The sequence below is a fragment of the Pseudomonas sp. FW305-20 genome, from assembly GCF_058788075.1.
In genome coordinates, this window is record NZ_JBYTAJ010000006.1 from 188,281 (window position 1) to 212,412 (window position 24,132).

General features: G+C 59.2%; 26 protein-coding genes and 1 pseudogene. 12 read left to right on the forward strand and 15 right to left on the reverse strand.

Going from position 1 to position 24,132, the window contains the following annotated elements; translation table 11 throughout:
• Positions 1-120: 120 nt before the first annotated feature.
• On the forward strand, positions 121-843 hold the full coding sequence (gene rph, locus AC3WP4_RS07815; RefSeq protein WP_074871968.1) for a ribonuclease PH: 723 nt from the start codon (positions 121-123) through the stop codon (positions 841-843).
• A 28-nt stretch (positions 844-871) separates the two neighbouring features.
• The gene (locus AC3WP4_RS07820) at positions 872-1,240 is read left to right on the forward strand and encodes a DUF4870 domain-containing protein (RefSeq protein WP_074871966.1); all 369 of its coding nucleotides are present in this window, start codon (positions 872-874) and stop codon (positions 1,238-1,240) included.
• A 181-nt stretch (positions 1,241-1,421) separates the two neighbouring features.
• On the opposite strand, the gene crc is transcribed toward AC3WP4_RS07820, so the two are convergent.
• Positions 1,422-2,201: a catabolite repression control protein Crc gene (crc, locus tag AC3WP4_RS07825; protein WP_007934608.1), complete on the reverse strand. Its 780-nt coding sequence runs from the start codon at positions 2,199-2,201 to the stop codon at positions 1,422-1,424.
• Between the two features lie 82 nt (positions 2,202-2,283).
• On the opposite strand from crc, the gene pyrE reads away from it, so the two are divergent.
• Complete coding sequence (gene pyrE / locus AC3WP4_RS07830) at positions 2,284-2,928, forward strand: orotate phosphoribosyltransferase (RefSeq protein WP_074871964.1); 645 nt, start codon at positions 2,284-2,286, stop codon at positions 2,926-2,928.
• A 157-nt stretch (positions 2,929-3,085) separates the two neighbouring features.
• Here the strand turns inward: pyrE and AC3WP4_RS07835 are convergent, their stop codons facing one another.
• From AC3WP4_RS07835 to coaBC, 7 genes and pseudogenes are all read right to left on the reverse strand, one after another.
• Positions 3,086-3,469, reverse strand: coding sequence for a hypothetical protein (locus tag AC3WP4_RS07835; protein ID WP_074871962.1), 384 nt, complete (start codon positions 3,467-3,469; stop codon positions 3,086-3,088).
• Entirely contained in the window at positions 3,456-4,028 is a 573-nt protein-coding gene (locus AC3WP4_RS07840) for a hypothetical protein (RefSeq protein WP_074871960.1), read from the reverse strand. Before AC3WP4_RS07840 ends, AC3WP4_RS07835 begins: the two co-directional genes overlap by 14 nt.
• A gap of 18 nt (positions 4,029-4,046) precedes the next feature.
• Positions 4,047-4,259 (reverse strand): hypothetical protein, encoded by a 213-nt coding sequence (locus AC3WP4_RS07845; protein WP_074871958.1) that lies wholly within the window; start codon positions 4,257-4,259, stop codon positions 4,047-4,049.
• Between the two features lie 191 nt (positions 4,260-4,450).
• Entirely contained in the window at positions 4,451-5,356 is a 906-nt protein-coding gene (gene argB, locus AC3WP4_RS07850) for an acetylglutamate kinase (protein WP_074871956.1), read from the reverse strand.
• A gap of 25 nt (positions 5,357-5,381) precedes the next feature.
• A pseudogene (locus AC3WP4_RS07855) lies at positions 5,382-6,758 on the reverse strand (phosphomannomutase/phosphoglucomutase); the annotation flags it as partial.
• A 351-nt stretch (positions 6,759-7,109) separates the two neighbouring features.
• Positions 7,110-7,565 (reverse strand): dUTP diphosphatase, encoded by a 456-nt coding sequence (gene dut / locus AC3WP4_RS07860; protein WP_007894692.1) that lies wholly within the window; start codon positions 7,563-7,565, stop codon positions 7,110-7,112.
• A gap of 5 nt (positions 7,566-7,570) precedes the next feature.
• Positions 7,571-8,779, reverse strand: a complete 1,209-nt coding sequence (coaBC, locus tag AC3WP4_RS07865) for a bifunctional phosphopantothenoylcysteine decarboxylase/phosphopantothenate--cysteine ligase CoaBC (protein ID WP_102614553.1) — start codon at positions 8,777-8,779, stop codon at positions 7,571-7,573.
• A 136-nt stretch (positions 8,780-8,915) separates the two neighbouring features.
• Here coaBC and radC point away from each other — a divergent pair, with 136 nt between their 5' ends.
• On the forward strand, positions 8,916-9,590 hold the full coding sequence (radC, locus tag AC3WP4_RS07870; protein WP_074871949.1) for a RadC family protein: 675 nt from the start codon (positions 8,916-8,918) through the stop codon (positions 9,588-9,590).
• A 129-nt stretch (positions 9,591-9,719) separates the two neighbouring features.
• On the opposite strand, the gene AC3WP4_RS07875 is transcribed toward radC, so the two are convergent.
• Positions 9,720-11,306: an ABC transporter substrate-binding protein gene (locus AC3WP4_RS07875; protein WP_102614554.1), complete on the reverse strand. Its 1,587-nt coding sequence runs from the start codon at positions 11,304-11,306 to the stop codon at positions 9,720-9,722.
• Positions 11,307-11,751: 445 nt separating this feature from the next.
• Here AC3WP4_RS07875 and rpmB point away from each other — a divergent pair, with 445 nt between their 5' ends.
• A complete protein-coding gene (rpmB, locus tag AC3WP4_RS07880; protein WP_007894701.1) occupies positions 11,752-11,985 on the forward strand; it encodes a 50S ribosomal protein L28 in 234 nt (77 codons plus the stop codon).
• A gap of 11 nt (positions 11,986-11,996) precedes the next feature.
• Positions 11,997-12,152, forward strand: coding sequence for a 50S ribosomal protein L33 (gene rpmG, locus AC3WP4_RS07885; protein ID WP_008150173.1), 156 nt, complete (start codon positions 11,997-11,999; stop codon positions 12,150-12,152).
• An 84-nt stretch (positions 12,153-12,236) separates the two neighbouring features.
• Here the strand turns inward: rpmG and AC3WP4_RS07890 are convergent, their stop codons facing one another.
• Together AC3WP4_RS07890 and AC3WP4_RS07895 are read right to left on the reverse strand one after the other, a co-directional pair.
• Entirely contained in the window at positions 12,237-12,521 is a 285-nt protein-coding gene (locus tag AC3WP4_RS07890; protein ID WP_074871946.1) for a hypothetical protein, read from the reverse strand.
• A 185-nt stretch (positions 12,522-12,706) separates the two neighbouring features.
• On the reverse strand, positions 12,707-13,069 hold the full coding sequence (locus tag AC3WP4_RS07895) for a cupin domain-containing protein (RefSeq protein WP_074871944.1): 363 nt from the start codon (positions 13,067-13,069) through the stop codon (positions 12,707-12,709).
• A 236-nt stretch (positions 13,070-13,305) separates the two neighbouring features.
• On the opposite strand from AC3WP4_RS07895, the gene AC3WP4_RS07900 reads away from it, so the two are divergent.
• Together AC3WP4_RS07900 and AC3WP4_RS07905 are read left to right on the forward strand one after the other, a co-directional pair.
• Positions 13,306-14,799, forward strand: a complete 1,494-nt coding sequence (locus AC3WP4_RS07900) for an aldehyde dehydrogenase (RefSeq protein WP_074871942.1) — start codon at positions 13,306-13,308, stop codon at positions 14,797-14,799.
• Between the two features lie 185 nt (positions 14,800-14,984).
• Positions 14,985-16,130, forward strand: coding sequence for an MFS transporter (locus AC3WP4_RS07905; protein ID WP_102614555.1), 1,146 nt, complete (start codon positions 14,985-14,987; stop codon positions 16,128-16,130).
• 30 nt (positions 16,131-16,160) lie between these two features.
• On the opposite strand, the gene AC3WP4_RS07910 is transcribed toward AC3WP4_RS07905, so the two are convergent.
• A complete protein-coding gene (locus AC3WP4_RS07910; RefSeq protein WP_102614556.1) occupies positions 16,161-17,729 on the reverse strand; it encodes a phospholipase D family protein in 1,569 nt (522 codons plus the stop codon).
• A 60-nt stretch (positions 17,730-17,789) separates the two neighbouring features.
• A complete protein-coding gene (locus AC3WP4_RS07915; RefSeq protein ID WP_074871937.1) occupies positions 17,790-19,223 on the reverse strand; it encodes an aminotransferase-like domain-containing protein in 1,434 nt (477 codons plus the stop codon).
• Positions 19,224-19,402: 179 nt separating this feature from the next.
• On the opposite strand from AC3WP4_RS07915, the gene AC3WP4_RS07920 reads away from it, so the two are divergent.
• The gene (locus AC3WP4_RS07920) at positions 19,403-19,648 is read left to right on the forward strand and encodes a DUF1127 domain-containing protein (RefSeq protein ID WP_074871935.1); all 246 of its coding nucleotides are present in this window, start codon (positions 19,403-19,405) and stop codon (positions 19,646-19,648) included.
• Positions 19,649-19,831: 183 nt separating this feature from the next.
• On the opposite strand, the gene AC3WP4_RS07925 is transcribed toward AC3WP4_RS07920, so the two are convergent.
• Entirely contained in the window at positions 19,832-21,145 is a 1,314-nt protein-coding gene (locus AC3WP4_RS07925; RefSeq protein ID WP_102614557.1) for an NAD(P)/FAD-dependent oxidoreductase, read from the reverse strand.
• Positions 21,146-21,292: 147 nt separating this feature from the next.
• Between AC3WP4_RS07925 and AC3WP4_RS07930 the strand changes: the two genes are divergently transcribed.
• Positions 21,293-21,646, forward strand: coding sequence for a YkgJ family cysteine cluster protein (locus AC3WP4_RS07930; protein WP_007947437.1), 354 nt, complete (start codon positions 21,293-21,295; stop codon positions 21,644-21,646).
• 129 nt (positions 21,647-21,775) lie between these two features.
• Here the strand turns inward: AC3WP4_RS07930 and AC3WP4_RS07935 are convergent, their stop codons facing one another.
• Positions 21,776-22,264 carry an Lrp/AsnC ligand binding domain-containing protein gene (locus AC3WP4_RS07935; RefSeq protein WP_003176896.1) on the reverse strand — a complete coding sequence of 163 codons (489 nt, stop codon included), beginning with the start codon at positions 22,262-22,264 and terminating at the stop codon, positions 21,776-21,778.
• A 157-nt stretch (positions 22,265-22,421) separates the two neighbouring features.
• Between AC3WP4_RS07935 and dadA the strand changes: the two genes are divergently transcribed.
• Positions 22,422-23,726, forward strand: a complete 1,305-nt coding sequence (dadA, locus tag AC3WP4_RS07940) for a D-amino acid dehydrogenase (protein ID WP_074880408.1) — start codon at positions 22,422-22,424, stop codon at positions 23,724-23,726.
• Positions 23,698-24,051: a RidA family protein gene (locus tag AC3WP4_RS07945; protein WP_008150191.1), complete on the forward strand. Its 354-nt coding sequence runs from the start codon at positions 23,698-23,700 to the stop codon at positions 24,049-24,051. Before dadA ends, AC3WP4_RS07945 begins: the two co-directional genes overlap by 29 nt.
• Positions 24,052-24,132 lie beyond the last annotated feature (81 nt).

Here is a 24,132-nt window from a genome sequence, read left to right on the forward strand (position 1 = left end):
CCGTCGGTAAAGCGCTATTGCGGGCCTTCAGTCGTCGGGGGATTTTTTAGAAGTGCCCACTCGTGGCCCTGCGGCTCTATAATGCTCCGCAGTTTTCCGTCCCCCGTACAGGTATTCCCTATGAAACGTCCAAGTGGTCGCGCTGCCGATCAGCTCCGCTCGATCCGCATTACCCGCAACTACACCAAACACGCTGAGGGATCCGTACTGGTCGAGTTCGGTGATACCAAAGTCATCTGCACCGTCAGCGTCGAGAACGGCGTGCCGCGTTTCCTTAAAGGTCAGGGCCAAGGCTGGTTGACCGCTGAATACGGCATGCTGCCGCGCGCCACTGGCGAGCGTAACCAGCGTGAAGCGAGCCGCGGCAAGCAAGGCGGCCGCACCCTGGAAATCCAGCGTCTGATCGGTCGTTCCCTGCGCGCTGCGCTGGACATGTCCAAGCTGGGCGACGTCACCCTGTACGTCGATTGCGATGTGATCCAGGCTGACGGCGGCACCCGCACCGCGTCCATCACCGGCGCCATGGTTGCACTGGTCGATGCCTTGAAAGTGATCAAGAAGCGCGGCGGCCTGAAAGGCGGCGACCCGCTGAAGCAAATGATTGCTGCCGTATCGGTGGGCATGTACCAGGGCGAGCCGGTACTCGACCTCGACTACCTGGAAGACTCGGCCGCCGAGACCGACCTGAACGTGGTGATGACCAGCACAGGCGGCTTCATCGAAGTCCAGGGTACTGCCGAAGGCGCTCCGTTCCAGCCAGAAGAACTGAACGCTATGCTTGAGTTGGCGAAGAAAGGCATGACGGAAATCTTCGAGCTGCAAAAGGCTGCACTGGCTGACTGATCGGACTATTCCACGCAAGGAGGACGCTATGAGTGACGAGCAACAGCTGCTTCCCACACCGAGCAAAGAGGTTCGGCAGTGGGCAATGTTTTGTCACCTGTCCGCCTTGCTGGGGATCTGGATTCCGTTCGGTACGCTGATCGGCCCGCTGATTCTCTGGCAGATGAAGCGCGAGATGGACCCCTTTGTTGATGCTCAAGGCAAGGAGGCGCTGAACTTTCAGATCACCGTCGCCATTGCCTCCGCCATCTGCTTCCTGCTGATGCTGGTGATCGTCGGGTTCTTCCTGTTTGGCCTGGTCGCGATTGGTGCACTGGTGCTGACGATCATTGCCGGGGTGAAAGCCAATGAAGGGGTGCCTTACCGGTATCCGTTTACTTGGCGGTTGATCAAGTAAGCCACACAACACAGATCCCCCTGTGGGAGCGAGCCTGCTCGCGATGAGGCATTCACATTCAACATTAATGTGACTGGTCTACCGCTATCGCGAGCAGGCTCACTCCTACCAAGAGCCAGAAATCAGCGTGCACAAAAAAGCCGACAGCGATGTCGGCTTTTTTGCATCTGCGAAACGACGCTTAGATAGTCAGCGTCCAGTCGTAGTCCACGATCAGCGGTGCATGTTGCGAGAACCGTGGCTGACGAGGCAGGCGCGCGCTACGAACGAAGCGACGCAAGCCTGGTGTCAGTAACTGATAGTCGAAACGCCAACCGAGGTTGAGCATTTCAGCCTGTTCGTTATCCGGCCACCAGCTGTACTGGTCGCCTTCGCGGCTGACTTCACGCAGGGCATCGACATAGCCCATGTTGCCGACAATCTCGTCCATCCAGGCACGTTCAGGTGCCAGGAAGCCCGGGGATTGCTGGCTGTCGCGCCAGTTCTTGATATCCAGCTTCTGTTGCGCCACGTACAGCGAGCCACAGTAAATGTACTCGCGACGTTTGCGTCGCTGTTTATCCAGATAACGGGCGAAATCGTCCATTAGCTTGAACTTCTGGTTCAAGTCTTCATCGCCATTTTGCCCCGAAGGGAGCAGTAAGGTCGCGATGCTGACCTTGTCGAAATCGGCTTGCAGGTAGCGCCCGTAGCGGTCGGCCGTCTCGAAGCCGAGACCGCTGATGACTGCCTTCGGTTGCAGCCGCGAATACAAAGCCACGCCACCTTGGGCGGGAACTTCGGCTTCGCAGGCATAAAGGAAGTAGCCATCCAGTTGGAAGGCTGGATCGTCCAGTTCAAAGGCGGAGGCGCGGGTGTCCTGCAGGCAGATGACGTCGGCATTCTGTGCTTGCAGCCAACTGAGCAACCCTCGCTCCACTGCAGCCTGAATACCATTGACGTTCACACTGATGATCCGCATAAATGGCCCCAAAAATCGCGTGCGTGTATGATACACGGCGTCAACCTAATTAGCTAAATCCGTGGTATTTGGGGTTTTTTTCATGCAAGCGTATCAGCGCGATTTCATTCGTTTTGCCATCGATCGCGGCGTTTTGCGCTTCGGCGAGTTCACCCTGAAGTCCGGACGCACCAGTCCTTACTTCTTCAATGCCGGCCTGTTCAACTCAGGGAAGGCCCTTGCGCAGCTGGGGCGTTTCTACGCGGCAGCCATCGTCGAGAGCGGTATTTCGTTCGACGTTTTATTCGGTCCGGCCTACAAAGGCATCCCTTTGGCGGCGACCACCGCAGTGGCCCTGGCCGAGCATCATGACCGTGATTTGCCATGGTGCTTCAACCGCAAGGAAGCGAAGGCTCACGGCGAGGGCGGCAGTCTGGTCGGCGCACCGTTGACCGGCGACGTGCTGATCATCGACGACGTGATCACCGCTGGCACCGCCATCCGCGAGGTGATGCAGATCATCGCTTCCCAGAACGGCGCCAAGGCGGCGGGCGTGTTGATCGCCTTGAACCGTCAGGAGCGTGGCAACGGTGAGTTGTCGGCCATCCAGGAAGTGGAGCGTGACTTCGGCATTCCGGTGATCAGCATTGTTTCGCTGAACCAGGTGCTGGAATTCCTGGCGGATGACCCGCAGCTCAAGCAGCACCTGCCAGCGGTTGAAGCCTACCGCGCCCAGTTCGGCGTCTGACCACAATCCCCCTGTGGGAGCGAGCCTGCTCGCGATGAGGTCTTTACATTCAAAGTTGATGTGACTGAAAGACCGCTATCGCGAGCAGGCTCGCTCCTACAGGGATCGCAGGCAAAAAAAGACCTCGCTCAGACTGGCTGAACGGGGTCTTTTTTTGTCAGTGCAGTCTTCGCCATTTCCCTATCAGTTTGAATGCCAATCCCAGATTGAACAGCGCAAACACCAGCAGCGCCAGGACGACTAGCACGTAGAGCGTGCGATCCACATCGAAATCCCACAGATCCAGCGTGCTGCTTCCCATGATCCTCACGGCGGCAGGGAAATTGACGTAAAACAGCGCCATGAAGGCGGCCGTCAGCGGTAGAGCGCGGCCGAACAAAGCGTTCATTACTGTTTTCCGGCTGCGTTTTCTGGCGAGTGGACCTGGTTGTTTTTCATCCAGTTCCAACGCTTCATGCAACCTTGGCCAGGCCAGGTTGAACATGAAGGTGGTCAGGGTCAGCAGCAATCCACTGACCGCGACGATGTCACTGAACGGCATTCAGGCCCAGTGTCAGGCATAACAACGCGTGGGAATCTTCACTAATTTCGAACTGCCCGGCGCTGCCTTTGCGTTTTGTAATGGGTTTGAAAGTCGGCTCGTTCTGGGTAATCAGCATGTTCAGCTCATCACGGATGACGTCGGAGCTGATCACCACCAGATAAACCGTCTGCGCATGCTCTGCCGTCTCAATCACGGCCCTCATGCTGTGTTGAAGTATTTCGTCCAGCTGATTGCGAAAGCGCGAAACCGTGTTTTTCAGCAGGGTTTTGCTTTGGCTCTGGGTCAGCTGAAAAATCGTAGATATCTGAGATTCGGTCGGCAATGTCTGCCCGAAGTAGCTTTGAATCAGATATAGCAGGCGATCCTGCTTCGCTTCATCGGCCCGACTCGGCATCCCGCCTTCAACCAGCATTTTCAAGTATTCGGTCAGGCTCGCCTTGGCGATTCGCTGCAGGGCGTGGGCGATTTCGTGGTCGGAAATCTTCAGGGTCTTTTTGACCGGCTCCTTCTGCTCCTGCTCGAAAGCCTGGGCGTCGATCGTGAACGAGATCTGCATTTTTCAGCCCCCTCGGGATTACTTGGAAGGCTTGTTTGGATACGGATCTGCCACGGCGTCACCCTGGCCGGTCAGGATATTCCAGCCATTGAGTACGTGGGTGCTGGGTTTGAAGTCTGGACACGGCGGGAGCGAAGTCTTTGACTGATTGGTGTATTCGCGCCCGCAGTCTGCGCACTCGTAAGTGCCGGCTGAAACATCACTGCCGTAGGGAACGTGGTCTTTTTTCATGGGGAAGATCTCCTGTGGATACAGGGAAGATCCTAGGCGGACGAATGCTAGTTGGATGTCGGACGTTTCGCTTAATCAAGTCAGACATTTCCTTCGCGCATAAAAAAGATCGCAGACTTCGTCAGCTCCTACGGAATATTCGTACATCCGTAGGTGCTGCCGAAGCCTGCGATCTTTTAAGGCTTTATCAATCAGGGACGCTTGCGATTGCTGATCAAGGTACCCACACCGGTATCGGTGAAGATTTCCAGAAGAATCGCGTTCGGCACCCGGCCGTCGATGATCAACGAGCTGCCCACACCGCCTTGAACCGCTTCCAGCGCGCAACGAATCTTCGGCAGCATGCCGCCGTAGATGGTGCCATCGGCGATCAGGTCGTCGACCTGTTGAGTCGTCAGACCGGTCAGAACCGTGCCCGACTTGTCCATCAGGCCGGCGATGTTGGTCAGCAGCATCAGCTTTTCAGCTTTCAGCGCTTCGGCGACTTTACCGGCCACCAGGTCAGCGTTGATGTTGTACGACTCGCCGTTGGAACCGACACCGATTGGCGCGATCACCGGGATGAAGTCACCTTTGACCAGCAGGTTCAGCAAGTCGGTGTTGATCCCGACCACTTCACCGACCTGGCCGATGTCGATGATTTCCGGTTGAGTCATCTCCGGCGTCTGGCGGGTCACGGTGAGCTTTTTCGCGCGAATCAGCTCGGCATCTTTACCGGTCAGGCCGATGGCGCTGCCGCCATGACGGTTGATCAGGTTGACGATGTCCTTGTTGACCTGGCCGCCGAGGACCATTTCCACCACGTCCATGGTTTGCGCGTCAGTCACGCGCATGCCATCGATGAAGTGGCTCTCGATCGACAGGCGCTTGAGCAGGTCGCCGATTTGCGGGCCGCCGCCGTGAACCACCACAGGGTTGATGCCGACGGCTTTCATCAGCACGATGTCGCGGGCGAAGCCGGTTTTCAGCTCCTCGCTCTCCATCGCGTTGCCGCCGTATTTGATCACCAGCGTCTTGCCGACATAGCGGCGAATGTAAGGCAGCGCTTCGGACAGGACCTTGGCGGTGTTGGCGGCGGCTTCGCGTTCGAGGGTCATTCAGGGCTCCGGGTGCTTCAGAAGATCAAAACGGTAATTGGAGATCGGGGGCAACACGCTTCAATTGGACTTTGAAAACGTCCTTGATGCGTTGCAATTCAGCCTCGTCATCGGCCTCGAAGCGCAGCACCAGCACCGGTGTGGTGTTGGAGGCGCGCACCAGGCCCCAGCCTTTGGCGTAGTCGACTCGCACGCCGTCAATGGTGGTCAGGTCGGCGCCTTCGCCCCACTTCGCGTCGTGCAGAGCATCAATGATGCTGAATTTGCTCTCTTCGGTCACATGGATATTGATTTCCGGCGTAGAAATATCGTTCGGGAAGGTCGCAAACAGCTCTTCCGCGGTGGATTTTTCCTTGCTGAGGATCTCCAGCAGGCGCGCGGCGCTGTAAATGCCGTCGTCGAAACCGAACCAGCGTTCCTTGAAGAAGATGTGCCCGCTCATTTCGCCGGCCAACAGGGCGCCAGTCTGTTTCATTTTCTTTTTGATCAACGAGTGACCGGTCTTCCACATTAGCGGACGGCCGCCGTATTCCTTGATCAGCGGCGTCAGGCGACGGGTGCATTTGACGTCGAAGATGATTTCCGCGTCCGCATTGCGCGCCAGCACGTCACGGGCGAACAGCATCAGCAGGCGGTCGGGGTAGACGATGCTGCCGGTGTTGGTCACCACGCCGACGCGGTCGCCGTCGCCGTCGAAAGCCAGGCCCAGGTCGGCATTGGTTTCCTTGACCTTGGCGATCAGGTCGACCAGGTTTTCAGGCTTGCCCGGGTCCGGGTGGTGATTCGGGAAGTTGCCGTCGACGTCACAGAACAACGGGATGACTTCGCAGTTCAGGGCTTCGATCAGTTGCGGGGCGATCACGCCGGCCGCGCCGTTGCCGCAATCGACCACGACTTTGAGGCGACGAGCCAGTTTGATGTCCTGGACGATTTCGGTGTTGTAGCGGTCGAGGATCTCGACCTGGGTGATGCTGCCCTTGCCGCTGCTCAGGTTGTTGGTCTTGAGGCGTTCGTGCAGGGCCTGGATCTGTTCGTTGGCCAGGGTGTCGCCAGCGATGACGATTTTGAAGCCGTTGTAGTTCGACGGGTTGTGGCTGCCGGTGAGCATCACGCCGGATTTGCCGGCCAGCACGTTGGCGGCGTAGTACAGCGCAGGCGTTGGCACCAGGCCGACGTCGCTGACGTGGCAACCGCTGTCGGCGAGGCCTTTGATCAGTTGTTCGACCAGTTCCGGACCGGACAGGCGACCGTCGCGGCCGACCGAAACATTCGGTTCATCCTGGGCCAGGCTCTGGGAGCCGATGGCGCGACCGAGCCAATACGCGGTTTCAGCGTTCAAGAATTCCGGGACGGTGCCGCGAATATCGTAGGCGCGGAAGATGCTGTCAGGGAACTTGGGTGCGACTTGGACTGGGGTGCTCATCTGTAGGAATGCTCCATCTCGAAAGTGGCTGGACCTGCCGGCGAAAAACTCGTCGGCAGGCTCAAACTGAAGGGTATGACGGTGTTTTCCACCGAGAGTTCGTGGTGTGAAAAGGCCATGACCCCGACATCAGCGTGTAATGGAGCGGCCAATGCCTTGATTTTCAGTGATATACCTTTCAGATGACGTCTGTGCAATTTGTGACGAGGGAGCTTGCTCCCGCTTGAGTGCGTAGCACTCACAAAAATCGGTTATGACTCACAGAGTTTGGGGCCGCTTCGCTGCCCAACGGGGGCAAGCCCCCTCGCCACAGGGTTGCCATCTTTCGGATCAGTGGCTGCCGGAGTGGCCGAACCCGCCAGTGCCACGCTGGGTTTCGACAAACTCTTCGACCATTTCAAAATGTGCTTGAACCACCGGCACCAGCACCAATTGGGCCAGGCGTTCGCCTACCACCATGTTGAAATCGGTCTGGCCACGGTTCCAGCACGACACCATCAGTGGGCCCTGGTAATCGGAGTCGATCAGGCCAACCAGGTTGCCCAGCACGATGCCGTGCTTATGGCCAAGGCCCGAGCGCGGCAGAATCAGTGCCGCCAAGCCCGGATCGCCAATGTAGACGGACAGGCCAGTCGGGATGAGCAGGGTTTCGCCCGGCTTGATGACTGTGTCTTTTTCCAGCATGGCGCGCAGGTCGAGGCCGGCGGAACCGGGCGTGGCGTATTGCGGCAGCGGGAATTCGGTACCGATGCGTGGGTCGAGGATCTTGGCTTGCAAAGCGTGCATGTAAATTAAACCTGGTTCAGACGTTCGGCGATAAAAGTGATCAGCTGGCGAGCGATTTTGCTCTTGCTGGTCTGGGCGAAAAGTGTGGCGTGTAGCTGGCGGTCGATCACGCTGCAGGCGTTTTCTTCGCTGTTGAAGCCAATGCTCGGGTTGGCGACGTCGTTGGCGACGATCAAATCGAGGTTCTTGTCTTTCAACTTGCGCGCAGCGTAATCGAGCAAATGTTCGGTTTCGGCGGCGAAGCCGACACTGAACGGACGGTCGGGGCGAGTGGCAATGGTGGCCAGAATGTCTGGGTTACGCACCATCTGTAGCAACAAGCCGTCGCCGTTCGTAGGGTCTTTCTTGAGTTTCTGTGGGGCGACGACTTCCGGCCGGTAGTCCGCGACCGCAGCCGAGGCGATGAACAGGTCGCAAGGGATTGCGGCTTCGCAAGCGGCGAGCATGTCGCGGGCGCTGACCACATCGATGCGTGTGACGCGATCCGGGGTCGGCAGGTGCACCGGGCCGGTGATCAGCGTTACACGGGCGCCGGCTTCCACCGCGGCTTCGGCCAGGGCAAAGCCCATTTTTCCGGAGCTGTGGTTGGTGATGTAGCGCACCGGGTCGATGTTTTCCTGGGTCGGACCCGCGGTGATCAGCACGTGTTTGCCGGTCAGCGCCTGACGCTGGAAGCAGTCCGCCGCACATTGGGCGAGGTCGGTGGCTTCGAGCATGCGACCCATGCCGACGTCGCCGCAGGCCTGGCTGCCGGAGGCTGGGCCGAAGCTTTTCAGGCCGCGGCTTTCGAGGGTTTGCAGGTTGGTCTGGGTGGCCGGGTCGCGCCACATGGCCTGGTTCATCGCCGGGGCAACGGCGACCACGGCGTCGGTGGCCAGCACCAGCGTGGTCAGCAGGTCGTCGGCAATGCCTTGGGCCAGGCGGGCAATGAGATCCGCGGTGGCGGGGGCGATCAGCACCAGGTCGGCCCATTTGGCCAGCTCAATGTGGCCCATGGCAGCTTCGGCCGCCGGGTCGAGCAAATCGAGGTGGACCGGATGCCCGGACAAGGCCTGCATGGTCAACGGTGTGATGAACTCGCTGCCGCCGCGGGTCATGACCACGCGCACTTCGGCGCCCTGGTCGATCAGGCGGCGAACCAGGTCGGCGCTCTTGTAGGCAGCGATGCCGCCGCCGACGCCCAGAACGATGCGTTTCCGATACAGCCGCTGCATAGGTCTGCCTTTCATTTCGTTGATGACTGCATGGCGATACCCCCTCCCCAGGGATGAAATCGCCCGCAAAAAAGATGGGCTACGATATCACAGCGACCGCAACGGAACAGCGGCGCCCACAGACCAGGGAGGTGCTATGAGTATTCGCGATTGGCCAGCGGCGGAACGGCCGCGGGAGAGGTTGCTTGAGTTGGGCTCGGGGAGCCTTTCGGACGCCGAGCTGTTGGCGATTTTTTTACGAACGGGTGTGTCGGGTAAAAGCGCGGTAGATCTGGCGCGGCACCTGTTGAATCAGTTTGGCAGCCTGCGTTCATTGCTTGAGGCCGATCAGGAGGCGTTCAGCAGGCAGTTGGGGCTGGGGCCGGCGAAATTCGCTCAGTTGCAAGCGGTCCAGGAAATGAGCCGGCGGCATTTGGCCGAACGTGCGCGCCAAAAAAACGCGCTGGAAAACCCGCAGGCGGTTCGTGATTACCTCAAGTCAATGCTGCGCCATGAGCCTCACGAGGTGTTCGGCTGTCTTTTTTTGGATTCCAGGCATCAAGTGCTGACCTTTGAAGTGCTGTTTCGCGGGTCCATCGACAGTACGAGTGTCTATCCGAGACAAGTGGTTAAACGCGCATTGGCCCACAACGCCGCAGCGTTGATCCTTTGTCATAACCATCCGTCGGGAAATTCCAATCCCAGCCAGGCCGACCGAGTGCTGACCAAGCGCCTGCAAGAGGCGCTGGACCTGATCGATGTGCGGGTGCTCGATCATTTCATCGTCGGGGACGGTGATCCGCTGTCCATGGCCGAGTACGGCTGGATGTAAGTGGAAGGGCGGATTAAGCGAGCCCATGTGGGAGCGAGCCTGCTCGCGATGGCGTCGTGTCAGTCAAACTATTCGGTGACTGGCACTCTGCAATCGCGAGCAGGCTCGCTCCTACAAGGGGGGGGCGGATTATTTTAGGTTGACCTCGGAGTAATCCTGGCGGCCGAACGGGCTCACTTGATAACCCTCAACGTCCTTGCGCGTCAGTGCGAAGGCGGTCGGGTGGGCCAGCGGCAGCCACAGCGCCTGCTGCTGGATCTGTGCCTGGGCCTGTTCGTAGAGCTTGGTGCGCACACCTTGCTCGCCGGTGGTCTTGCCGGCGCTGATCAGCTTGTCCAAGTCCTGGTTGCAGTAGCGCGCGAAGTTGGTGCCGGACTTGACCGCGGCGCAGGAAAACTGCGGCGTGAGGAAGTTGTCCGGGTCGCCGTTGTCGCCCGCCCAGCCCATGAACAACAGATCGTGTTCACCGGCCTTGGCGCGGCGAATCAGCTCGCCCCATTCGATCACCCGAATTTCCGCCTGAATGCCGATTTCCGCGAGGTCCGATTGCAGCATTTGCGCGCTGAGGCTCGGATTCGGGTTGAGCAGACTGCCAGAAGGGCGGGTCCAGATGGTGGTCTTGAAACCGTCCTTGAGCCCGGCCTTCGCCATCAGTGCTTTGGCTTTTTCGACGTCGTGCGAGTAACCCGGCAGGCCTTTGGCATAGCTCCAGGTGTTCGGCGGGTATGGACCGTTGGCAGGTTCGGCGGTGTCTTCGAACACGGCTTTGACGTAGTTGGTCTTGTCGAAGGCGAGGTTGATGGCCTGGCGCACTTCAGGCTTGTCCAGCGGCGGATGCTGGCTGTTGATGCCAACGAACGCGGTCATGAAGGCGTCAGTCTTTTCCACTTTCAGGGTCGGTTCTTTCAGCGCTGCCTGTACGTCCAGAGGCTTGGGCGACAGGGCGATCTGGCATTCGTTGCGGCGCAATTTCTGCAGCCGCACGTTGGCGTCGGGGGTAATGGCGAAAATCAGCGGGTCCACCGAAGGCTTGCCACGGAAGTAATCCGGGTTGGCCTTGTAGCGAATCGAGGCGTCTTTCTGGAAACGCGTAAAGATGAACGGACCGCTGCCGATCGGCTGGCTGTTGAGCTTCTCCGGGGTGCCGGCCTTCATCAGTTTGTCGGCATATTCGGCGGAGTAGATCGAGGCGAAGCCCATGCTCAGGGTCGCGAGGAAAGTCGAATCCGGGTGGTCGAGGGTGAACCGTATGGTCAGCGGGTCCAGTGCGTCGATCTTCTTGATCAATGCCGGCAACTGCATCGACTGGGCGTGCGGGAAGCCGCTCTGGGCGACCTTGTGCCATGGGTTGGCCGGGTCGAGCATGCGGTCGAAGCTGAATTTCACGTCTTCGGCGGTCAGGTCTCGCGAGGGATTGAAGTACTCGGTGCGTTGGAATTTCACCTGTGGGTGAAGCTTGAACACATACGTCAGGCCATCGGGTGTGACTTCCCAGCTGTCCGCGAGGCTGGCGACCACCTTGCCGCTGGCGGTATCGAAGTCCACCAGACGGTTCATCAGCACGTCGGCCGAAGCGTTGGTGGTGGTCAGCGAGTTGTATTGCACCACGTCGAACCCTTCCGGGCTTGCCTCAGTGCAAACGCTCAGAGCGGCGGCATGAGCCAACGGGCTCAGCAGAAGAGGGGCGAGCAATAGCGGTAGGGCAGCGAGGCGCATGGTCGGATTCCTTTACAGATCGAAGGCCCATCTGCAAGTGCAGTCTGGAAAAGGCTTACCCTAGTGGGCTCTTTTGCAAATGACTATCTCCTTTTTCAATTTAAGTGGACTATGTGCGCTTGTTTTCGGTGATGCGGGCCGAGGAAAACCCGGAATCGGTCGGTTGGCCGATTCTCTGCGACGAGCGGTCTTAATCGACGACAGCCTTTATCCAAGGCGCTCTGCGCGTGAAAAATGGGGAATTTACCAAGTCCGCGCACACGGAATGTTGTTGCTCTCCAGTCTTTCTGGTATAAAGCAGCGCTCTTTTCTAGGGGCCCGGTTCCTTCACTGTAGGTGTAGCCGGTAAGACCTCTAAAGAAACGCGGCGCCTGGCGCCAAATGACTGAGAGATTAAGCGGCCAACCCATGCCGGGTTGGGCATGTGGTTTTAGAGGGCTGAGGCATGTCGAGAGTATGTCAAGTTACCGGTAAGGGTCCGGTGACTGGGAATAACATTTCCCACGCAAACAACAAAACCCGTCGTCGTTTCCTGCCGAACCTGCAGCATCACCGCTTCTGGGTTGAAGAAGAGAAACGTTTCGTGCGTCTGCGCGTATCTGCCAAAGGCATGCGTATCATCGACAAGCGTGGCATTACTGTCGTGCTGGCCGAAATTCGCAAAGCTGGCAAGATCTAAGGGAGCTAATCATGCGTGAATTGATTCGAATGATTTCTAGCGCCGGTACTGGTCACTTCTACACTACCGACAAGAACAAGCGTACTACTCCGGACAAGCTCGAAAAGCGCATGTTCGACCCGCGCGTTCGCAAGCACGTGATGTACAAAGAAGGCAAAATCAAGTAATTGATTTTTCCCTCTTACGAAAAAGGCCCGTATCGCGAGATACGGGCCTTTTTTGTTGCCCCCAATAGTGGGGCCTGCGAATGATCAACCGCAGTAAATGGCAATAATATCCAGGTTTATATCGGTCCTGATTTGCAGGCGATTGTTGTCAGGGTCCAGGTCGCGAGAGTTGACTTTAATGCTGGTCGCCCGTGACTCCCTGAAGGCCTCATCGCGAACGGACCGAGACAGGTATTCGCCGATGAGGTACGTGACCCTCCGTGCATCGCATCGCTGCGCTGACTGTTCCGGTTCGTTCGCATGCGCCGACGTCAGCGTGACGGCCAGGAAAAGACCTGCCAGCAGGCCAGTGGTGAGAAAATTTTTCATGTTGATTCACTTCCTTGTGAGTGATGACGGTGAGGCTCCTTTATTCGGGAGCGAGAACAGCATCCGGCAAGATCAGTGATTGAGTGCGGTAATTACCTATTCCACTTGGTATCTGGCCGTGCAGCCAAGCAAAAAAAAGGCCCATATCTTGCGATATGGGCCTTTTTGATGCCTTAACAAATTGCTCAGGTCTTTTGTTCAAACGCCACATAGATCTTGCGGCACGTCTCCAGCACTTCCCAGGTGCCCCGGAACCCGGCCGGGATGACGAAGCGGTCGCCCGCCCGAACGGTCTTGCTGTTGCCGTCGTTGTCGCGTAGCACGGACACGCCCTGGACGATTTCGCAGTATTCATGCTCGGTAAAGTTCACCAGCCACTGACCAATCGCACCTTCCCACACGCCGGCGTTCAACTGACCGCAAGGGCTGTTGTAGTGGTTGTACACTGCTTGCTCGGGGTTGCCCTTGAGGATTTTCGCCTGGTCTGGCCGATAGCGTTCGGGCTGGGTGGTGGCCTGGCTGAAATCGACGATGTCCTGGATGCTCATTGTTGTAATCCCCCGTAATTGCGGCGCAAGTGACTGGAAAGCCCAAAGTCTATGTTTATTAAAATGAACATCGCAAGGCCGTTTGCCAGTCTTTTGTCAAATATATTGAAACTTCACCTGCCGCTGGTTTAGGGTGGCAGTTGCCTCGGGCCGAAAAACAGGCTGGCTGGGCAGAATTCCTGAGACCGTCCGCGAAGACCGCGGGCGCTCGTATTCAATAAGAGGAGGACACTCGTATGACCACCCTGACTCGTGCCGATTGGGAACAACGGGCTCGCGATTTGAAGATCGAAGGCCGCGCCTACCTCAATGGCGAATATACCGATGCCGTCTCCAGCGAGACCTTCGAGTGCATCAGCCCGGTCGATGGCCGTCTGCTGGGCAAGATCGCCAGCTGTGACGCCGCCGATGCCCAACGTGCTGTTGAAAACGCCCGCGCCACTTTCAATTCCGGCGTCTGGTCGCGCCTGGCGCCGACCAAACGTAAAGCCACCATGATCCGTTTCGCCGGCCTGCTGAAACAGCACGCCGAAGAGTTGGCCCTGCTTGAAACCCTGGACATGGGCAAGCCGATCAGCGATTCCCTGTACATCGACGTTCCTGGCGCGGCGCAAGCCCTGAGCTGGAGCGGTGAAGCCATCGACAAGATCTACGACGAAGTGGCCGCGACGCCCCATGACCAGTTGGGTCTGGTAACCCGCGAGCCGGTCGGCGTCGTCGCCGCGATCGTGCCGTGGAACTTCCCGTTGATGATGGCCTGCTGGAAACTCGGGCCGGCGCTGTCCACCGGTAACTCGGTGATCCTCAAGCCGTCCGAAAAATCCCCGCTGACCGCCATCCGCATCGCTGCGCTGGCCGTCGAAGCCGGTATTCCGAAAGGCGTGCTGAACGTATTGCCAGGCTACGGCCACACCGTCGGCAAGGCCCTGGCCCTGCATAACGACGTGGACACCCTGGTGTTCACCGGCTCGACCAAGATCGCCAAGCAACTGCTGATCTACTCCGGCGAATCGAACATGAAACGCGTCTGGCTTGAAGCCGGCGGCAAGAGCCCGAACATCGTGTTCGCCGATGCGCCGGACCTGCAAGCTGCCGCTGAATCGGCGGCTGGCGCCATCGCCTTCAACCAGGGCGAAGTCTGCACGGCCGGCTCGCGCCTGCTGGTGGAGCGTTCGATCAAGGACAAGTTCCTGCCGCTGGTGATCGAGGCGCTGAAAACCTGGAAACCGGGCAACCCGCTGGACCCGGCGACCAACGTCGGTGCGCTGGTGGATACCCAGCAGATGAACACGGTGCTGTCCTACATCGAATCCGGCCACACCGACGGCGCCAAGCTGGTGGCGGGCGGCAAACGCATTCTTCAGGAAACCGGTGGCACTTACGTCGAGCCGACGATTTTCGACGGTGTCAGCAACGCGATGAAAATCGCTCAGGAAGAAATCTTCGGCCCAGTGCTGTCGGTGATCACGTTCGATACCGCCGAAGAAGCCATTGCGATTGCCAACGACACCCCTTACGGCTTGGCCGCAGCGGTGTGGACCAAGGATATTTCCAAGGCCCACCTGACCGCCAAGGCACTGCGCGCTGGTAGCGTGTGGGTTAACCAGTATGACGGTGGCGACATGACGGCGCCGTTCGGTGGCTTCAAGCAGTCCGGCAACGGTCGCGACAAGTCGTTGCATGCGTTCGACAAGTACACCGAACTGAAGGCGACCTGGATCAAGTTGTAAGCCGTTAAAGGGGCCTGTCGCAGTAACAGGCCTCCCAAACGACGCAGATCCTGTGTGGGAGCGAGCCTGCTCGCGATTGCGGTGTGACAGTCGACAGAAATGTTGAATGTTGTACCGTCATCGCGAGCAGGCTCGCTCCCACAGTGTTTTGTGCTGTACATAAAATATCCACAGGAGCGTGGGAAATGCGTTGGGCGACTTATTTCGCCGTGTTGGCGTCTGTCTTGAGTGTCGGCCTGGCCTTGGGCGTCAGCATGCCGCTGGTGTCGTTTCGTCTGGAAGGCTGGGGTTACGGCTCGTTCGCCATCGGTGTGATGGCAGCGATGCCCGCCATAGGCGTGCTGTTGGGTGCGAAGGTCTCCAGCCATCTGGCCGCGCGTCTGGGCACGGCCAATCTGATGCGTTTGTGCCTGTGGGCCGGGGCGTTGTCCATCGGTTTGCTGGCGCTGTTGCCGAGCTATCCGATTTGGCTGGCGTTGCGCCTGATGATCGGGGTGATCCTGACCCTCGTGTTCATCCTCGGCGAAAGCTGGATCAACCAGCTTGTGGTGGAAGAGTGGCGCGGACGATTGGTGGCGTTGTATGGCAGCAGCTACGCGCTGAGTCAGCTGGCCGGGCCGTTGCTGCTTGGCGTACTGGGCACTGAGCACGATTACGGATTCTGGGTCGGCGTCGGTTTGCTGATGGCGGCACCGCTCCTGTTGCTGGGCCGCAGCGGCGCGCCGACCAGTGAAGCCTGCAGCGTGACCTTCAGCGACTTGCTGGGTTTCTGCCGTGGCCTGCCGGCGATTGCCTGGGCGGTGTCGCTGTTCGCTGCGTTCGAAGCGATGATCCTGACGTTGTTGCCGGTTTATTGCCTGCGTCAGGGCTTTACGACCGAAATTGCGTTGGCGATGGTCAGCACGGTGGTAGTGGGTGATGCCTTGCTGCAGTTGCCGATTGGCGCGCTGGCCGATCGCTTGTCACGACGCACGCTGTTCACCGGGTGTGCGGTGGTCCTGCTGATATCGAGCCTGGCCATCCCGTTGTTGATCGATACGTTGCTGATCTGGCCGTTGTGGGTGTTGTTCGGTGCCAGTGCCGGCGGCTTGTTCACCTTGTCACTGATCCTGATCGGCGAGCGCTACCGAGACGATGCACTGGTGCGCGCCAATGCGCATATCGCGCAACTGTGGGGGATCGGTTGTCTGGTCGGACCATTGGCGGCCGGCGCCGGCAGTCAGTGGATCAGCGGGCATGCGTTGCCGCTGCTGATGGCGGCGGGTGCGCTGGGGTTGGTGATTCTGCTGTCGCGGCAAGGCGCGTTCGGCACGATAGTCGAGCCTGCCTGACGCCAAGTTGCCAGTCAGCCACATCGCCTGCTAAAGCATCCGCTCCAGGCCGACCGCCGTGCTGAACCAGGAATTGAACCGGCGCCACAAGCTGCCCGGTTCCTTGGTCAACACTTGCATCTTGCCGTCGTCTTCCGTCTCCCAGACGATCCGGTCATTTTCCAGTTTCACCTGATAACTCAAGGGCGGCGCCATACCTTCCATGGCCGCTTTGCGCACATGCGCGGCGAGTTCGGGGCTGTCCACCAGCACCCCGACTTCGGTGTTCCACAGCACCGAGCGCGGGTCGAAATTGAACGAGCCGATGAAGGATTTCTGCTGGTCGAAGATCATCGCTTTGCTGTGCAAACTGGAATCAGAACCCCGGTAGGACTTGCTGTAGAAAATATGCGGCCCGCTGCCACCACCTTCACCGGGCTGGCGGCGCAATTCGTACAGCTTCACACCATGTTCCAGCAGCGCTCGCCGATAAGGTGCGTAACCGCCGTGCACGGCCGGCACGTCCGTGGCTTCCAGGGCGTTGGTCAACAAACTCACCGACACCCCGGCGTCGGCCCGGCCGGTGAGGTACACCAGTCCCGGCTGCCCCGGCACGAAGTAAGCCGAAATCATGATCAATTCTTTACTGACGCCCCTGAGTTCGGGCGCCAGTTGCGTGGTCAGCAGCAAGTGCGGGTCAGGCTCGCCGTCTGACAGAACCTTGCTCGGGGCATCCCACAGCGCCTGGTTCCAGGCCCAGATCAACTCCCGGCGCCAGATGTCCAGGCGTGGCTTGGTGGTGTAGATCATCAACTGCTGATACAGCGCGTGATTCTGCTTGCGGGTCTCTTCCAGCGATTCTTCCAGTCGGGTCCGGGTGTTTTCCAGGTCCATGGTCGTCGGTTTGCTCGAGAGGAACTCGTCGATCGGCTTGCTCAGCGCACTGTTCCAGTATTGGTCGAAACTGTGCCCCAACTGTTCGGCGACCGGGCCGACGCCGAGCATGTCGATGTCGGTGAAATTCAGGTTGGGTTCGGCATCGAAGTACTCATCCCCCAGATTGCGTCCACCGACGATGGCCATGCTGTTGTCGGCCAGCCATAGCTTGTTGTGCATGCGCCGGTGTTGCTGCGACAGGTTGAGCAAACGTCCCGCGGTTCGAGTCACGCCGGTACTGCGGCCAAGGTGCAATGGGTTGAATACGCGGATCTGGATCTGCGGATGTGCCGCCAGTGTGGCGATGATGCGGTCCAGGCCATCGCTGGTGGTGTCGTCGAGCAAAATGCGCACGCGTACGCCACGATCGGCAGCCTTGAGCAGTTCGTCCACCAGCATCCGTGTGCTGATGCCGTCGTGAACGATGTAGTACTGCAAATCCACGCTGCTTTGGGCGTTGCGGATCAGCTCGGCGCGGGCCGTGAAGGCTTCGGTGCTGTCGGACAGCAGGCGAAAGCCGGATTGCCCTCCGTGGGGGGCCGCCTGAGCCTGGACCGAGCGACCGAACGCCGAGTCACTGGCGGGCAGCGCCTGGCTCGGTTCGCGCGGAACGTTGAATGTCGCACAGCCGTTGAGGAACGAGGCGAGAAACAGTAGAGCGAGCAGGGGCTGTCTGACTCTCACGTAGGATCGTTCCGATTGGCGGCAGGTGTCGGCATATGGACGCTGGATTCCCGAGAAAGGTCAGTCGGTGGCGCAGTCACTTTGCGCGAGCAGTTTGATTGCCGCGGCACCGACCTTGCGCACCGCTTCTTCAATTTGCGGCGTTGGCTTGGCAGCGTAGTTCATCCGCAGGCAATTGCGGTATTTGCCCGAGGCGGAAAAGATACTGCCGACGGCAATCTGTACGCCTTGGTCGTGCAGCGCACGATTCAGTTTCAGGGTGTCGAAACCCTCCGGCAGCTCGACCCAAAGCATAAAGCTGCCCTGAGGGCGACTGGCGCGGGTGCCGGCCGGAAAATAGCGGCTGACCCAGTCGATCATCACGTCGCGATTGCGTTGGTATTGGCTGCGCATCCGCCGTAAATGCGGTTCGAAATGTCCGGCCTTGAGAAATTCGGCAATCGCGATCTGCGGTTGCGGCGCGGTAGAGCCGGTGCTGATGTATTTCATGTGCAGCACCCGTTCCAGATACCGTCCTGGCGCCACCCAACCGATACGCAACCCCGGCGCCAGGGTCTTGGAAAAGGAACTGCACAGCAGGACGCGGCCGTCTTCGTCGAAGGATTTGATCGTGCGCGGGCGCGGGTAGGTGTAGGCCAGTTCGCCATACACATCGTCCTCGATGATCGCCACGTCGAAGCGCTGTGCGAGTGTCAACAACGCGCGTTTGCGCGACTCCGGCATGATGTAGCCCAGCGGGTTGTTGCAGTTGGGGGTCAACTGTATGGCCTTGATCGGCCATTGTTCCAAGGCCAGTTCCAACGCATCGAGGCTGATCCCGGTGAGCGGATCGGTGGGGATTTCCAGGGCTTTCATGCCCAGGCCCTTGAGGGTCTGCATGGCGCCGTGAAAGCTGGGCGAGTCCACGGCCACAATGTCGCCCGGCTCGCAGATGGAGCGGATGCTGGTGGACAGCGCTTCGTGACAACCGGTGGTGATCACCAGGTCGTGAGCCGTCAATTGGCAACCGGAATCGAGCAGCAGGCGGGCGATCTGTTCGCGCAGTTCGAGGGTGCCGTAGATGTTGTCGTAATACAGGCCGGGCATGTCCTGTCGCCGGCTGATTCGCGCCAGGTTGCGCAGCAGCGGTTTCATGGTCGGCGTGGTGATGTCCGGCATGCCGCGACCCAGTTGCACCACGTCCTTGCGTGGCACCGCGCGGATCAGTTCCAGCACTTGATCCCATTGGGAAATTTCCACCGGCCGTTGCGCCGGGCGGCCAATGGCCGGAAGCTCCGGCAGTTCACGACCCACCGGTACAAAGTAGCCCGACTTGGGTTTGGGGGTGGCCAGGCCGCTGTCTTCAAGCACTCGATATGCCTGTTGCACCGTGCTCAGGCTGACGCCATGTTCAACACTCAACGCCCGCACCGACGGCAGTCGGTCACCGGGGCGATAGAAGCCCTGTTCGATACGCGTGCCGAGCAGTTCGGCGAGGTTGACGTAAAGGGTCATGGTGCAGTCTCGGTGTGGGTGATTCGGTTGACCAGTACAGATGGGGCGAAAATAGGGGATTCAGACGCTGAAATGCAAAATCTGTATGGAGTTAATACAGTATCGTTGAATCTGTAATGCTTTTGGCCGTCGACGCATCATGAAAGCTCTGGCTACCCAAGTAAACAGGAGCAATCAAAATGAACGGCTTGAGCGATGTGCGGCTGACGTTACACAGCCAGGAACTGGCGGCAGGGCAAAACCACGGCGCACGCGAGGCGGTCATGCGCAACGCACCGTCCGGCCTGAGTCGCTGGGGCCTGTTCTGGCATCGCCGGCACACGCGCAAGGCATTGCTGGAACTCACGACCGAGCAGCTCAAGGACATCGGGTTGAGTCCGGAGCAGGCGCGGGAGGAGGGACTTAAACCGTTCTGGCGGATTTGAGATGAAATGCGATTCCTTGTAGCAGCTGCCGAAGGCTGCGTCCGACTGCGAAGCAGTCGTAAATCAGACACCGCGGTTTGCCTGAAAGAGCGCGGTTGCAGGATTTGCGACGGCTTCGCCGCCGAACGCTGCCTCGCGGTACTCGTCAGCTGCTACAAGGGTGGATATGTCGCTTAATCAGGTTCAGACCAACTCTTTAAGCCGATGCCACAACATCCCCAACGCCAACAACGGCGAGCGCAAATGCTTACCGCCAGGAAAGGTGATATGCGGCACCTTGGCGAACAGATCGAACCCTCCGCTGTGCTGACCACTGATAGCCTCAGCCAACAATTTCCCCGCCAGATGCGTGGCATTCACGCCATGACCGGAATAAGCCTGGGCGTAATACACGTTCGGCTGATCCTTTAACCGCCCGATCTGCGGCAGGCGATTAGCGCCGATGCCAATCATCCCGCCCCATTGATAGTCGATCTTGACCCCGGCCAGTTGCGGGAAAACCTCCAGCATCTTCGGCCGCATGTACGCGGCGATGTCCTTCGGGTCGCGACCTGAATAGTGACAGGCGCCGCCAAACAGCAAGCGTCGGTCCGCCGAGAGCCGGTAGTAATCCAGCGCGACCCGCTGATCACAGACCGCCATGTTCTGCGGCAGTAGCGCGTGAGCCAGTTCTTCGCTCAAGGGTTCGGTGGCGATGATATAGCTGCCGGCGGGCAGCACCTTGCCGCTGAGTTCGGGATTGAGTTCATTGAGGTAGGCGTTGCAGCCCAGCACCAGCGTTTTGGCGCGGACCGAACCTTGGGCGGTGTAGACCTTGACCTCGGGGCCATAATCGATGCGGGTGACTGCCGATCGTTCGAACAGCTTCACCCCCAACTGTTGGGCGGCCGCCGCTTCACCCAGCGCCAGGTTCAGCGGATGCAGGTGCCCCGAGCCCATGTCGATCAAACCGCCAACGTAGCGGTCGGAACCCACTACCGAATGCATTTCACTGGCTTGCAGCAGACGGGTTTCGTAACGATAACCGAGGCTGCGCAGCTCTTCGGCGTCTTCGGCAAAACCTTCGAGGTCTCGGGGTTTGTTGGCCAGGTCGCAATAACCCCACGTCAGGTCGCAAGGAATCTGAAAACGCTCGACGCGCTGTCGGACGATTTCCACCGCTTCCAGGCCCATGAGTTTCATCTGACGCACGCCGTCCGCACCGACCACGTTGGCGAACTGATCGAGGCCATGGCCGACGCCACGAATCAACTGTCCGCCGTTGCGTCCGCTGGCGCCCCAACCGATTTTGTGGGCTTCGAGCAGAATTACACTCAAGCCGCGATCGGCCAGTTCGAGTGCCGTGTTCAACCCGGAGAACCCGCCACCGACCACGCACACGTCAGCCACCAGATCGCCTGTGAGCACCGGATGATCGGGCTGCGGCAGGCTGCTGGCGGCGTAGTAAGAAGCAGGGTGCTGGTGGTTCGGGGCCGGTTGCTGGGCACGGGCATTCATGTGCGTGTTCCTGATTCTTGCGTTTAGAAAATTTGACGGAGCATAAGCCGGACCTTCGGACACGGGCAACACTGGTCGGTTGGTGCTGTCTGGATCGGGGCATTTGCGTCAGAATCGCGCTCTATTTCGCTTTTGGTCACCGCTTCGATGAGCTGCAACAGTCAGAAAATTCGCACGCTACGGCAGCAAATTCCCTCGTTCGAGTGCGTGCCCGGCTGCCATGACTGCTGTGGGCCGGTGACCACCTCACCGGAAGAAATGTCCCGCCTGCCACGCAAGACCCGGGCCGAGCAGGATGCGGCAATGGATGAACTCAATTGTGTTCACCTCGGACCCAACGGCTGCACCGTGTATGACGAGCGGCCACTGATTTGCCGGTTGTTCGGCACCACCAAGACCTTGCCATGCCCGAATGGGCGGGGGCCGGTGGAGCTGATTCATCCGCGGGTCGAGAAGCAGATTCATGAGTACATGGCCAGCACCCGGCAAGTTCTCGTTTGATTGATCGTTCCCACGCTCTGCGTGGGAATGCCTCGACGGACGCTCCGCGTTCGGCTCTTGGGACGCAGAGCGTCCCGGGCTGCATTCCCACGCGGAGCGTGGGAACGATCTGTGACGATCTGTGTGGGCTCAATCCGGAATCGGCAGGTTCAAGCTCTCTTTCACTTCTTCCATCACGATGTAGCTCTTGGATTCGCGCACATGCGGCAGCTTGAGCAGGATGTCGCCCAGCAACTTGCGGTACGAGGCCATCTCGGAAATCCGCGCTTTCACCAGATAGTCGAAATCCCCTGACACCAAATGGCACTCCAGCACGTGGGGAAGCTTCAGGACCGCGCGTCGGAACTCTTCGAAAGTATCGCCGGACTTGTAGTCGAGGCTGATCTCGACGAATACCAGAAGACTGCCCTTGAGGTGCTGCGGATTGAGCCGGGCGTTGTAGCCCATGATGATCCCTTCGCGCTCCAGCCGCCGGACCCGCTCCGTACACGGCGTGGTCGAGAGCCCGACCTTTTCACCCAGTTCGGTGAAAGAGATGCGCCCGTCCGTTTGTAGGATCCGCAGGATGTTGCGGTCGATCTTGTCCAGCTCACGTTTGGTCTGAGTGTTGGTACGCATAGGGGATGCGCCTCCGTGAAAAGCGTTTTTGCCGAGAATTCTCGCCAAATATAGGCACTTATATAGTGAAAAGCACTGCCTGATCTTTTTTACACTGCGCACATCAATGCTCGACAACTGCAAACGTCAGCGGCAAGCCGCGATGAGGGATATGAAAATGCGCGTTATGGTCTTGGGTAGCGGCGTCATCGGTACCACCAGTGCTTACTACCTGGCGCGTGCCGGGTTTGAAGTGGTGGTGGTGGACCGTCAGCCGGCCGCTGCCATGGAGACCAGCTTCGCCAACGCCGGGCAGGTTTCGCCGGGTTATGCCTCGCCGTGGGCTGCGCCGGGCGTTCCGCTCAAGGCCATCAAGTGGCTGTTGCAGCGCCACGCACCGCTGGCGATCAAGGCCACCGCCGACATCGACCAATACTTGTGGATGGCGCAAATGCTGCGCAACTGCACCGCCAGCCGTTATGCGGTGAACAAGGAGCGCATGGTCCGCCTGTCCGAGTACAGCCGTGACTGCCTCGATGAATTGCGCGCCGAAACCGGCATTGCCTACGAAGGCCGCAGCCTCGGCACTACCCAACTGTTCCGCACCCAGGCCCAACTCGACGGCGCCTGGAAAGACATCGCCGTGCTGAAAGAATCTGGCGTGCCATTCGAACTGCTCGACCGCGCCGGCATTGCCCGCGTTGAGCCGGCGCTGGCCAGCGTCACCGACATCCTCGCCGGTGCCCTGCGCCTGCCGAATGACCAGACGGGCGACTGCCAGATGTTCACCACCCGCCTGGTCGAAATGGCGACCAAACTGGGTGTGGAATTCCGCTTCGACCAGGACATTCAGCGCCTCGATTACGCCGGTGACCGCATCAACGGCGTATGGATCGACGGCAAGCTGGAAACTGCTGATCGCTACGTGCTGGCCCTGGGCAGCTACTCGCCGCAACTGCTCAAGCCGCTGGGGATCAAGGCGCCGGTGTATCCGCTCAAGGGTTATTCCTTGACTGTGCCGATCACCAACCCGGCGATGGCCCCGACTTCGACTATTCTCGACGAGACCTACAAGGTCGCGATCACCCGTTTCGACAACCGCATCCGCGTCGGTGGCATGGCTGAAATTGCCGGTTTTGACCTGTCGCTGAATCCGCGTCGGCGCGAAACCCTGGAGATGATCGTCAACGACCTCTATCCTCAGGGCGGCGACCTGGCCCAGGCGAGTTTCTGGACCGGCCTGCGTCCGACCACCCCGGACGGTACGCCGATCGTGGGTGCTACGCCGTTCAGCAATCTGTTTTTGAACACGGGTCACGGCACGCTTGGTTGGACCATGGCGTGCGGTTCCGGTCGCTTGCTGGCCGATTTGATGGCGAAGAAAACGCCGCAGATCAGCGCCGAAGGCCTCGATATTTCCCGTTATGGAAAAAAACTTCAGGAGTCTGCAAAACATGTCAATCCAGCGCCAGCTCACCAATGAGCGCATGAGCCAGATCGTAGTCCACAGCGGTACCGTGTATCTGGCAGGGCAGGTCGGCGACGATATGAACGCCGGGATTGAACAGCAGACCCGTGAAACGCTTGCCAACATCGAGCGTTTGCTGGATCTGGCCGGGACCGACAAGAGCCGTTTGCTGTCGGTAACGATTTACTTGAAAGACATTGATGCACACTTCGAAGGCATGAACGCGGTCTGGGACAAGTGGCTGCCAAAAGGCGTCGCACCGGCCCGTGCCACCGTTGAATCGAAGTTGTGCGAGCCGGAAATCCTGGTTGAGCTGTCGGTTGTCGCCGCTCTGCCATAACCCGTCTGAAAAATCCCTCTCCCGGTGCTAGTGGTGGTGTATGCCGTCAGCCAGCACCGGTTTTTCTTCCCATGACCGCCT